This window comes from Pseudomonas sp. SDO524_S393 (assembly GCF_054071875.1).
Genome location: NZ_JBSVVZ010000113.1, coordinates 1 through 11,261, shown reverse-complemented (window position 1 = coordinate 11,261; position 11,261 = coordinate 1). Strand labels below are relative to the sequence as shown.

Below are 11,261 nucleotides of genomic sequence, written 5' to 3'. Positions count from 1 at the left end.
GGGTTGTGGGGGGGGTGGGTTGGCCGGAGAATGGGGTGCCCAAACAACACACCTGGAGGGGGATCAACCGCAATCGCGGGCAAGCCCGCTCCCACATTGATTGTGCCCACAGGGGCGGGCTACCAGAAGCGCTGCTGGGTCAGGCGGTTCCACCAGGTCAGCAGCACACGGTCCACCGAGCCGCTGGCCGCAAGCCCGACGCGCTCCTGCAGGCTTTTGCGCTCGGCATAGTGCAGGTGGAACACTTCGGCGGTCTTGGCCTTGGTCGCGAGGTATTCGTCGCTGGTTTGCAGTTCGTCGACCAGTTGCTTGTCGAGAGCTGCAACACCCAGCCACACTTCTCCGGTCGCGACCTCATCAATCGCCAGCTGCGGGCGGTAGCGCGAGACGAAGTTCTTGAACAGTTGATGGGTGATGTCCAGGTCCTCCTGGAACTTTTCCCGGCCCTTCTCGGTGTTTTCACCAAACACCGTGAGGGTACGCTTGTATTCGCCGGCGGTGAGTACTTCGAAGTCGATATCGTGTTTCTTCAGCAAGCGGTTGACGTTGGGCAACTGCGCCACCACGCCGATGGAGCCGAGGATGGCGAAAGGTGCGCTGATGATCTTCTCGCCGATGCACGCCATCATGTAGCCGCCACTGGCCGCGACCTTGTCGATGCACACGGTCAGCGGCACGCCCGCCTGGCGGATACGCGCCAGTTGCGAAGATGCCAGGCCGTAGCTGTGCACCATGCCGCCGCCGCTTTCCAGGCGCAGAACCACCTCATCTTTCGGCGTGGCCAGGCTCAACAGCGCGGTGATTTCATGGCGCAAGCTCTCGGTGGCGGAGGCCTTGATATCGCCATCGAAATCCAGCACGAACACCCGTGGCTTGGCCTCGGGCTTTTTCTTGTCCTTTTTCTTTTCGGTCTTGCTTTCGGCCTTGCGCAGCGCCTTGAGCTGGTCCTTGTCGAGCAGCGTCGACTCCAGCCGCTCACGCAGGCCCTTGTAGAAATCATTGAGCTTGTCGACCTGCAACTGCCCGGCGGACTTGCGGCGCCCCTTGCTGCGCAGTGCGGCGAAACTGATCAGTACCACCAGAATAGCGACCACCAGGGTGACGGTCTTCGCCAGAAAGCTCGCGTATTCGGCAAGAAAATCCATGTTTCTCCTTAAAAGTGCTGTGCGCCAGGCGCGGATTGCCCAAGCATACCGGCGGCACCGCGTTCGAGCCAGTGATCAAACCGCCAGCAACCAGGCCCTCCAACGGCCTTTTAAAACAAGCGTATGTTTTTTCATTGACAGCTCGAAAGCATCCTCATAACCTCGCCAGACTTTCAACGTACCGGGAAAACGGACGTGGGCAGCATCTATCTGATTCGACATGGCCAGGCCTCCTTCGGTGCAGACGACTATGACGTCCTCTCGCCCGTTGGCGTGCAACAGGCGCAAGTGCTCGGTCGCCATCTGGCCGACATGGGCCTGGTGTTCGACCGCTGCGTCGCCGGCGACTTGCGCCGACAGCAGCACACCGCCACCGCCGCCTTCGAACAGTACAGCGCCCTCGGCCTGCCGGTGCCGGCCCTGGAAGTCGACAGCGCGTTCAACGAATTCGACGCCGAAGCGATCATTCGCGCACTGCTCCCCGACCTGCTCACCACCGAACCCGAAGCCCTGGACATCCTGCGCAATGCCGCGCAGAACCGCAGCGAATTCCAGCGCATCTTCGCCCTGATCATCGAGCGCTGGCTGGCCGGCACCTATGACCCGCCGGGCCTGGAAAGCTGGTTGGGCTTTATCGAGCGCGTGCAGGGCGGCTTGCAGCGCGTCCTCGATGCCGCGCAAGACTCGCACAAGATCGCCGTGTTCACTTCCGGCGGCACCATCACCGCCCTGCTCCACCTGATTACCCGAATGCCTGCCGCCCAGGCTTTCGAGCTGAACTGGCAAATTGTTAACACTTCGCTCAACCAGCTGAAATTCCGCGGTCGCGAAGTGGCACTGGCTTCCTTCAACAGTCACACCCACTTGCAACTGTTGAAGGCGCCGCAGCTCATCACGTACCGATGAACCGCGGCCAACCGTGACCCCAAGGTCACTGGACTCTACCCTAAAGGATCGAAACCATGACTGACGTAGCCAAAGCTGTAGAAGCAATGAAAGCCAAATTCAACCCAGCCGCCGCCGACGGCCTGGACCTGGTGTTCGGCTTCCGCATCGACGAAACCCAGAACTTTTCCCTGGTGGTTAAAAACAACACCTGCGAGTTGCTGGAAGGCGAAAACCCTGACGCACAAGTCACCCTGGTGACCGACGGCGAAACCATGGAAGGCATCGTCAGTGGCGACACCGACGGCATGCAAGCGTTCATGAGCGGCAAACTGCGCACTGAAGGCGACATGATGTTGGCCATGAAGCTGAGCGAGCTGTTCCCGGCCTGATTCACGGGCAACCCTGAATCCCTGTGGGAGCAAGCCCGCTCCCACATTTTATTTTGCAGGGCCCCTAGATCCTGGGTTGCAACAGCAACGCCACCAACGCGCTCCACCCCGTCTGATGGGACGCCCCCAGCCCACGCCCGGTCTCCCCATGAAAATATTCATGGAACAACACCAGGTCGCGACTGGCCGGGTCCGCCTCCAGCTGCGCATAGCCGGCCATCGATGGCCGCCGTCCATTTTCATCCCGCCGGAACAATCGGGTCAGGCGCAGGCTCAGGCTGTCGGCCACTTCCTCCAGGGATGCCAGATAACCGCTGCCAGTGGGGTACTCCACCGAAAAATGCTCCGCATAATAGCGATGAAACTCGCGCAGCGATTCGATCAGCATGTAGTTCACCGGCATCCACAACGGCCCGCGCCAATTCGAGTTGCCACCGTACAAGCGTGAATCCGACTCTCCCGGCTGATAGCTGGCGCACAGGGTGTTGCCGTTCATTTTCAGCGCCAGGGGCTGTTCGGCGAACGCCCTGGACAGTGAGCGCACGCCGAAGACCGACAGAAACTCCTGATCATCGAGCATGCGCCGCAGCAGATCCTTAGTGCGCTCGCCCCGCAGCAACGCCAGCAACAGGCGGTTCCCCTGCCCCGGCTCGTTCCAGCGCGAGACCAGACGGGCCAGGTCCGGCCGGTGCTTCATGAAACCCAGCAAGCGTTCGCGCAAACCCTCCAGCCCTTCATGCTCACGCTGCTCCAGCACCAGCACCGCAAACAGCGGCATCAGCCCGACAATCGAGCGCAGACGCACCGGTTCGTTCTGTCCGTCGGGCCGGTGCAGCACGTCATAGAAGAAGTGGTCCTGCTCGTCCCACAGACCTTCGGCACTGTCGTCGACGCGGTTGATTGCCCCCGCGATGTACAGGAAGTGCTCGAAAAACTTCACCGCGATATCCACATACACCGTGTTGCGCCGAGCCAGCTCCAGAGCGATGCGCATCAGATCCAGCGCATAAGCGGCGACCCAGGCGGTGCCGTCAGCCTGGTCAAGCTGATAACCCGACGGCAAAGGCGCCGAACGATCGAACAACGCGATATTGTCCAACCCCAGAAAGCCCCCCTGAAACAGGTTGCGACCTTCGGCATCCTTGCGGTTGACCCACCAGGAAAAATTCAACAGCAACTTGTGGAAGATCCGCTCAAGAAAATCCATGTCGCCTACGCCGGTCAGCGCCTTGTCCTGCTGGTACACCCGCCAACTGGCCCAGGCGTGGACCGGTGGGTTGGCATCGTCGAAGCGCCATTCGTACGCCGGCAACTGCCCGTTGGGGTGCATGAAACGGTCCTTGACCAGCAACAGCAGTTGTTGCTTGGCGTAGCCCGGGTCGATCAGCGCCATCGCTACCGCCTGGAAACCCTGGTCCCACGAGGCGTACCACGGGTACTCCCAGGTGTCGGGCATGGAGAGGATGTCGAAGTTGGACAAATGCCGCCAATGGGTATTGCGGATATGCAGGCGTTCGGGCGGCGGTGCGGGCTGGGCCGGGTCGCCGTCGAGCCACTGGTTCACATCAAAGTAATACAACTGCTTGGACCACAGCAGGCCGGCCAGCGCCTGGCGCTGCACATTGCGCGCATCCTCATCGGCGATGCCCTGTTGCAGCGCCGCGTAGAAGTCATCCGCCTCCTGACGGCGCTGTTCGAACAGCTTGCGCGCATTGACCTCGGGGGCGTCCACCGGCGCGAAACGCAGATACAGCACCTGACTCTCCAAGCCCGCCAGGTCGAGGATGAAGCGCGCCGCGACCTTGGTACCGACGTCGTGGCGTACCGCGGTTTGCACGCCACCCACCACGTAATCGTTGATGCCATCCTTGAACGGCCCCGGTGCCGGTTGGCCGTCGAGCCGGGGGAAGTTGGTTTCGTTTTCACAGAACAGCCATTCGATGCCGCCCGGACCCCAGGCGCTGAGGTCGCGATCGCCCAGCTCATGATGGCGCGCCAGCACACGTTCGCCATCCCGTACCAATTGCGGCTTCGGCGCGCCAGCGGTCCAGCTCCAGTCATTACGCGCCCAAAGCTGCGGCAATACCTGCAAGCGCGTCGGCTGCTGCGAACGGTTGTGCACGGTGACACGCATGAACACATCGTCAGGCAGATGCTTGGCGTACTCGACGCTGACGTCGCAATAGTGGTTGTCTTCGAACACACCGGTGTCGAGGATCTCGTACTCGGCATCACCCAGACCGCGCCGGGCGTTCTCGGTGATCAGGTCGGCGTAGGGAAAAGCCGCGTGGGGGTATTTGTAGAGCATGCGCATGTAGGCATGGCTCGGTACGCCGTCGACGAAAAAGTACAGTTCCTTGACGTCTTCGCCGTGATTGCCTTCGGCGTTGTTGAGGCCGAACAAGCGCTCTTTGATGATCGCGTCACGCTCGTTCCACAGAGCCAGGCCCAGGCACCAGCGTTGCGCCTTGTCACTGAAACCCGCCAGGCCATCCTCGCCCCATCGATAGGCGCGGCTGCGGGCGTGTTCATGGGGAAAGTAGGCCCAGGCGTCGCCGTCGGCGCTGTAGTCTTCGCGCACCGTGCCCCATTGGCGTTCACTCAGGTAGGGGCCCCACTCGCGCCAACGCTCGGCATCTTGCATCGCCAGGCGTTGGCCTTCGATTGTTTCACGTAGTTGCGCCATTGGGGCCTCCATCGCCTGCTCGGTGAGCCAGCAGTGTAGAACCCAATGACGCGCCGTTGCATGAAGACTTAGAAGATGGCGTAGGTGTAGTTGAAGATCAGGCGGGTTTGATCCTGGTCGGCGGTGCCGGTGTTTTTGCCGTGGTAGGTACCGGTACGGAACGTGGTACCGAAGCCTTTCAGAGGACCTGCCTGTACAACGTAGTCCAGACGGAAGTCGGTTTCGTTTTCTTTCTGGTCAGGACCACCGGCGACCTTCGACTTGATGTCCTTGCCGTCCAGGTAAGCCACGGACGCCTTCAGGCCCGGCACGAACGCCTTGAAGTCATACGAGTACTGACCGAAGTTGACCTGCTCGCCCGCGCGGGAGAACTGGCCGACCACTGCGTCGGTGAACAGGTAGAAGTCGCTGCCGCCTGCACCCTGGGCGTGCGGGTCGGCGATACTGCCCTGGTTGACCCAGACGAAACCACCGTCGTCACCTACACCGATGTGGCCGAGCATCAGGCTGCTGCCGCCCAGTTGATAGGTAAATGCAGCGCTGTAGGTTTTGTTGTCCACTTCGTTGGCGTGCTTGGCGAAGCCACCGTTGTTGTTGAACTGGTAGCCGCTCTCGCCGTTCTTGCCGTCGCTGGTGCTGTCGAAGTAGCGCAGGTCAGTCTTGAACGACTGGTCGTTGCCCAGCGGCAGTACGTGGACCAGGCCGAAGTAGTTCTGTTTGTAGAAGTCTTGCAGTTGGGCGTAGTAGTACTGCAACGTCAGGTTTTTCGCGATGGCGTTGTCGGAAGAACCGAACGGCTTGTAGTCCAGACCGCCGAACTTGAAGCTGTCGCTGTCGCGGGTACCGCCAGCCACACTCAGGCCGGTGGAGTTGCTGGACGCACGGCCCTCGGCGCGGTTCAACTCACCGCCGGTGAAGGTCACGTTGGGAATGTCGTTGGACGTCAGGATGCCGCCATCAAAGGTCTGCGGCGCTACACGGCTGTCGTTGGACACCAGGATCGGCAACACCGGCGCCAGGCCACCACCTACGTGCAATTCGGTCTGGGAGATACGGAATTTCACGTTACCGGCGGCACGCCCGAAGGAGTCGGCCGGCTCGGTGCCGTTGTTCTTGGTCGGGAAGAAGCTGTTGCCGTTACCCGCCAGGCCCGGGCCTGCGGTGTGGCCATCGCCGCCGTCCAGACGCAGGGCGCCGAACGCCATGACGTCGAAGCCGACACCAAGGGTGCCTTGGGTGTAGCCGGATTTGTAGTCGAAGCGCAGCAAGGTCGCGGCTTCGCGCAGGTCGTTGTTGGTCCCCGAGCGGTTATCCGCGCTGTAGTACATGGTCCGCGAACTGACGGACGCGTGGCTGTCCTCCAGGAAACCGCTGTGACCGTTGCCCGTGCCCAGAGAGCCGAGTCCGAAATCATCGGCGAAAACCTGCGGTGCAAGCACGGTAGCGGCGATGGACAACGCCAGTGTAGATATCTTCATTAACGACGGCCCCTAAACATTTTTTTATGTGTGTGTGGTGTGCAAATCGGCGTTTTCATCCCTACAAACGTGACGATTGTTTCATGAGGACCGGGGCGCACCTCGTGAAGAATTTGTTAGGAAAACCGCCTGAAAATGAAATTTCCAGACCGGTGTTTTTTGTCATATTCGTGTCATGCCATTCATTTCAAGAATGAAGTCCTGAGGATTCTTCGTTTGCACCGTCCCCCCGAGGCCAACAGAATTCAGGCAACGGCCACACCTCTCTCCACCGTGTTCAGGAATTTTTCTATGCCCACTGCCGCCCATGTCAGCCCAGACGTCATCCGCCAAGGCTTCTCCAGGGCCATGTCGGATATGTACCGAGATGAAGTTCCCCTGTATGGCGCCTTGATGGACCTGGTGGCCGAGACCAATACCCGCGTGCTCGACGCCGAACCGGGCCTGGCGCAACAGCTGCAACGCACCGGGGAAATCCAGCGCCTCGACATGGAACGCCACGGCGCCATCCGTCTGGGCACGGCCCAGGAACTGGCGACCATCAGCCGGTTGTTTGCGGTAATGGGCATGCAACCCGTGGGCTACTACGACCTGACACCGGCCGGTGTACCGGTGCATTCCACCGCATTTCGCGCGGTGCATGAACAGGCGCTGCAAACCAGCCCATTCCGCGTATTCACCTCGCTGCTGCGCCTGGAGCTGATCGAGAACCTTGAACTGCGTGCTTTCGCCGAAAGCGCCCTGGCCAAACGCTCGATCTTCACAACCGGCGCCCTGGCCCTGATCGAGCAGTCGGAAAAGGACGGTGGCCTCAACGCCAGCGATGCCGAAGCATTCATCCGCCAGGCCCTGGAAACCTTTCGCTGGCACCACACCGCCACCGTCACCGGCGCACAGTACCAGCAGCTCAGCGACCAGCATCGATTGATCGCGGACGTGGTGGCCTTCAAGGGCCCGCACATCAACCACCTCACGCCGCGCACGCTGGACATCGACCAGGTGCAGACCGCCATGCCCGGCAAAGGCATCACCCCCAAGGCTGTGATCGAGGGGCCGCCGCGTCGCCGGTGCCCGATCCTGCTGCGCCAGACCAGCTTCAAGGCGCTCGACGAACCCATCGCCTTCAGCGACGCACAAGGTAGCCACAGCGCGCGCTTCGGCGAAATCGAACAACGCGGCGTGGCGCTCACTCCCAAAGGTCGCGCACTGTACGACCAATTGCTGAATGCCGCGCGCGACGAATTGGGCGCCTTCCCCAATGAGGGCAACGCCGCGCGTTATATGCAATTGATGGAACATCACTTCCAGGCCTTCCCGGATGATCACGCACAGATGCGTGAACAGGGCCTGGCGTATTTCCGCTATTTCGCGACCGAAACCGGCCTGGCGGCACGCGGCCATGCCGATCAGCCGCGCACACTGGATGCATTGATCGCCGCCGGCCACATCGATGTGGAGCCGTTGGTGTATGAGGATTTTCTGCCCGTCAGTGCGGCGGGGATCTTTCAATCGAACCTGGGCGATGCCGCGCAGAGCCACTACGCGGCCAATTCCAATCAGGCTGAATTCGAAAAAGCCCTGGGGCGTCGCACAATCGACGAGCTGCACCTGTATGCCGAGACGCAGCAGCGCTCCGTGGATGAGTGCACCCAGGCGCTGCTGACATGAAATGAGGTGCCCACCCGGCTCACCGGCGCATTCCTTGCGCCGCTACAGTCCCCAGAGCCGGGTGGGCGGTGGGCATCATAAGCAGTGACTTGAATACTGTCCTTCAGACAATTCTGAACAAATATGTCCGCACCCTGTAGGAATGCGGACATAGGCTTAGCCCAACTGCCCCACGATCTTGTCCTTGATCAACAGCCGCTCCTTCTTCAATTTTTCCACGATGTCATCACTGGCACTGGCCGCCTCTGCTTTGAGCACTTCCTTGTCAGCGTCATCGTATTTATTGAGCAGCGAGTCCAGGTGTGCATCACTCGCCCTGCGTTCGTGAACGACTTCCTTGCTGATCCCCAAGTCCTGATACAGGTCGTGTTTCACTGGCATGGCGTACCTCCGCGTGTTGATCAATGGTTTACGCCTTTGAAGCTAGCCCATTCCCGGGGGTCTTGTCATGTTTAGGCTCGATACACCCCGTTCGTCGTGGCACTGGCACACGAATCAAACCTTTGTCATCCCCCGCCCTCCACTCTAGATAGCCACCCGAGGGAGACCGATTTCATGACGCAGGCTGCCACCGCTGTCGACACCCAATGCATCAACACCCTTCGCACCCTGGCGATGGACGCCGTGCAGAAGGCCAATTCCGGTCACCCGGGCACGCCCATGGGCCTGGCACCGGTGGGCTATGCGCTGTGGAGTCGCTTCCTGCGCTACCATCCCGAACATCCCGACTGGCCCAACCGTGACCGTTTTGTGTTGTCGGTGGGGCATGCGTCGATGCTGTTGTATTCGCTGCTGCACCTGGCTGGGGTGGTCGAGATCGACGCCCACGGCAAGCGCTCGGGCCAACCGGCTGTCAGCCTCGACGATATCCGGCAGTTCCGGCAAATGGGCTCAAAAACCCCCGGTCATCCGGAATACCGCATGACCACCGGCGTCGAGACCACCACCGGCCCGCTCGGCCAAGGCTGTGCCAACAGCGTCGGCATGGCGATGGCCGGGCGCTGGCTGGGCGAGCGCTTCAATCGCGACGGCCAGGTGCTGTTCGACTACGACGTCTACACCCTGTGCGGTGACGGCGACATGATGGAGGGCATCAGCGGCGAAGCGGCTTCCCTGGCCGGACACTTGAAGTTGGATAACCTGTGCTGGATCTACGACAACAACACCATCAGCATCGAGGGCCATACCGAACTGGCTTTCAGCGAAAACGTGATCCAGCGCTTCGAAGCCTATGGCTGGCACACCCTGCACGTGACCGACGCCAATGACTTGCAAGCGCTGAGCACAGCGCTGGAAACCTTCAAAAACCATAGTGGTGCGCCGACGCTGATTGTGGTCGACAGCGTGATCGGCTACGGCTCGCCCCACAAACACAACACTGCAGCCGCCCATGGCGAACCGTTGGGCGATGAGGAAATCCGCCTGACCAAGGCCGCCTATGGCTGGCCGCAGGACGCCCACTTCCGGGTGCCCGATGAAGCCCGCACGGTACTGCGCGACGCATTGCTGGGACGGGCCGAGCCGCTGTACCAGCAGTGGAATCAGACACTCGCCCGCCTCGATCCGGCACGGGCCGATGAACTGCAACGCATGCGCGCCGGGGAAATGCCACCGCAGTGGCAGGCCAAACTGCCCGACTTTACCGCTGACACCAAAGGCATCGCCAGCCGCGCCTCGGGCGGCGAAGTCCTCAACGCCTTCGCCCAACAGATTCCGTGGCTGCTGGGCGGCTCGGCGGATTTGTCGCCGTCGACCAAAACCAATCTCACCTTCGACGGTGCCGGGCGTTTCAGCGCCAGCGACTACAGTGGACGCAACCTGCACTTCGGCATCCGTGAACACGCCATGGGCGCGATTGCCAATGGCATGGCGTTGTCCTACCTGCGGCCCTACACCTCGACCTTCCTGGTGTTCAGCGACTATATGAAACCGCCGATCCGACTGGCGGCGATCATGGAGTTGCCGGTGGTATTCGTTTTCACCCATGACTCGATTGGCGTAGGCGAGGACGGCCCGACCCACCAGCCGATCGAACACTTGACCCAGCTACGCTCGACACCGGGGCTGTTGACCCTGCGCCCCGGTGACGCCAATGAAACCCTGGAACTGTGGAAAGTCGCCCTGGCGCAAACCCACCGCCCCAGTTGCGTGGTGTTGTCGCGTCAACCGTTGCCGACCCTGGACCGCACGCAGTACGCGCCCGCCTCCGGTGCGGCCAAAGGCGCTTATGTGTTGGCGGGTGCGGACAAACCCAAAGTGCTTCTGCTGGCCACCGGCAGTGAAGTCAGCCTGGCCGTGGCGGCGTATGAGCAGTTGAAAAGCGAAGGGATTGCCGCGCAAGTGGTCTCCATGCCCAGTTGGGAATTATTTGAAGACCAGGACCCTGCCTACCGCGACAGCGTATTGCCACCCTCCGTGAAAGCGCGGGTGGTGGTGGAGCAAGCAGGGCCATTGGGTTGGGACCGCTATGTGGGTCAGACCGGGGCCAAGGTGGTGATGAACAGCTTCGGCGCGTCGGCACCGCTGGCCAAACTGCAGGAGCAGTTCGGGTTTACCGTGGAGAATGTGGTGAAGCAGGCCAAGGCGCAGATCGACCTGACACGACATTGATCAAAACTGTGGGGCTGGCTTGCCTGCGATAGCGGTGAGTCAGCCAATTTATTTGGCGCAGACAGATCGCTATCGCAGGCAAGCCAGCTCCCACCTTGGATCTCTATTGCTGGCGAGACAGCGCCCCGCGCGATGGCCCTGCTGACAGCGTTTTTCCAACCACTGCAAGCCCCCTGTGGGAGCTGTCGAGCCCCGGCGAGGCTGCGAAGGCGGTGGGTCAGGCAGCATCTGTGTCGGCTGTGCCGTAGTCTTCGCGAGCAAGCCCGCTCCCACATTGGATCTCTATCGCTGGCAAGACAGTGCCCGGCGCGATGGCCCTGCTGACAGAGTTTTTCTAGCCACGCAAGTCCCCTGTGGGAGCTGTCGAGCCCCGGCGAGGCTGCGAAAGCGGTGGGTC

8 protein-coding genes are annotated in these 11,261 nt (G+C 61.2%); 4 read left to right on the top strand and 4 right to left on the bottom strand.

Annotation, left to right across the window (positions count from 1 at the left end):
• Nucleotides 1–119 precede the first annotated feature (119 nt).
• Complete coding sequence (sohB, locus tag ACW9IB_RS28485) at nt 120–1,145, bottom strand: protease SohB (protein ID WP_457368911.1); 1,026 nt, start codon at nt 1,143–1,145, stop codon at nt 120–122.
• Nucleotides 1,146–1,340: 195 nt separating this feature from the next.
• Between sohB and ACW9IB_RS28480 the strand changes: the two genes are divergently transcribed.
• Together ACW9IB_RS28480 and ACW9IB_RS28475 are read left to right on the top strand one after the other, a co-directional pair.
• Nucleotides 1,341–2,051: a histidine phosphatase family protein gene (locus ACW9IB_RS28480; RefSeq protein WP_457416622.1), complete on the top strand. Its 711-nt coding sequence runs from the start codon at nt 1,341–1,343 to the stop codon at nt 2,049–2,051.
• Nucleotides 2,052–2,107: 56 nt separating this feature from the next.
• A complete protein-coding gene (locus tag ACW9IB_RS28475; RefSeq protein WP_457368913.1) occupies nt 2,108–2,422 on the top strand; it encodes an SCP2 sterol-binding domain-containing protein in 315 nt (104 codons plus the stop codon).
• Between the two features lie 64 nt (nt 2,423–2,486).
• On the opposite strand, the gene ACW9IB_RS28470 is transcribed toward ACW9IB_RS28475, so the two are convergent.
• Nucleotides 2,487–5,108 (bottom strand): MGH1-like glycoside hydrolase domain-containing protein, encoded by a 2,622-nt coding sequence (locus ACW9IB_RS28470; RefSeq protein WP_457416620.1) that lies wholly within the window; start codon nt 5,106–5,108, stop codon nt 2,487–2,489.
• Nucleotides 5,109–5,176: 68 nt separating this feature from the next.
• On the bottom strand, nt 5,177–6,586 hold the full coding sequence (locus tag ACW9IB_RS28465) for an OprD family outer membrane porin (protein ID WP_457368915.1): 1,410 nt from the start codon (nt 6,584–6,586) through the stop codon (nt 5,177–5,179).
• Between the two features lie 291 nt (nt 6,587–6,877).
• Between ACW9IB_RS28465 and hglS the strand changes: the two genes are divergently transcribed.
• On the top strand, nt 6,878–8,254 hold the full coding sequence (hglS, locus tag ACW9IB_RS28460) for a 2-oxoadipate dioxygenase/decarboxylase HglS (RefSeq protein WP_457416617.1): 1,377 nt from the start codon (nt 6,878–6,880) through the stop codon (nt 8,252–8,254).
• A gap of 156 nt (nt 8,255–8,410) precedes the next feature.
• Here the strand turns inward: hglS and ACW9IB_RS28455 are convergent, their stop codons facing one another.
• Nucleotides 8,411–8,635: a YdcH family protein gene (locus ACW9IB_RS28455; protein ID WP_457368917.1), complete on the bottom strand. Its 225-nt coding sequence runs from the start codon at nt 8,633–8,635 to the stop codon at nt 8,411–8,413.
• Between the two features lie 174 nt (nt 8,636–8,809).
• On the opposite strand from ACW9IB_RS28455, the gene tkt reads away from it, so the two are divergent.
• Complete coding sequence (tkt, locus tag ACW9IB_RS28450; protein WP_457416615.1) at nt 8,810–10,864, top strand: transketolase; 2,055 nt, start codon at nt 8,810–8,812, stop codon at nt 10,862–10,864.
• Nucleotides 10,865–11,261 lie beyond the last annotated feature (397 nt).

What these genes read in the sequence shown, in the direction of transcription:
- sohB (WP_457368911.1), bottom strand. Translation starts at nt 1,145, where the DNA reads ATGGATTTTCTTGCCGAATACGCGAGCTTTCTGGCGAAGACCGTCACC.
- ACW9IB_RS28475 (WP_457368913.1), top strand. Translation starts at nt 2,108, where the DNA reads ATGACTGACGTAGCCAAAGCTGTAGAAGCAATGAAAGCCAAATTCAAC.
- ACW9IB_RS28470 (WP_457416620.1), bottom strand. Translation starts at nt 5,108, where the DNA reads ATGGCGCAACTACGTGAAACAATCGAAGGCCAACGCCTGGCGATGCAA.
- ACW9IB_RS28465 (WP_457368915.1), bottom strand. Translation starts at nt 6,586, where the DNA reads ATGAAGATATCTACACTGGCGTTGTCCATCGCCGCTACCGTGCTTGCA.
- hglS (WP_457416617.1), top strand. Translation starts at nt 6,878, where the DNA reads ATGCCCACTGCCGCCCATGTCAGCCCAGACGTCATCCGCCAAGGCTTC.
- ACW9IB_RS28455 (WP_457368917.1), bottom strand. Translation starts at nt 8,635, where the DNA reads ATGCCAGTGAAACACGACCTGTATCAGGACTTGGGGATCAGCAAGGAA.
- tkt (WP_457416615.1), top strand. Translation starts at nt 8,810, where the DNA reads ATGACGCAGGCTGCCACCGCTGTCGACACCCAATGCATCAACACCCTT.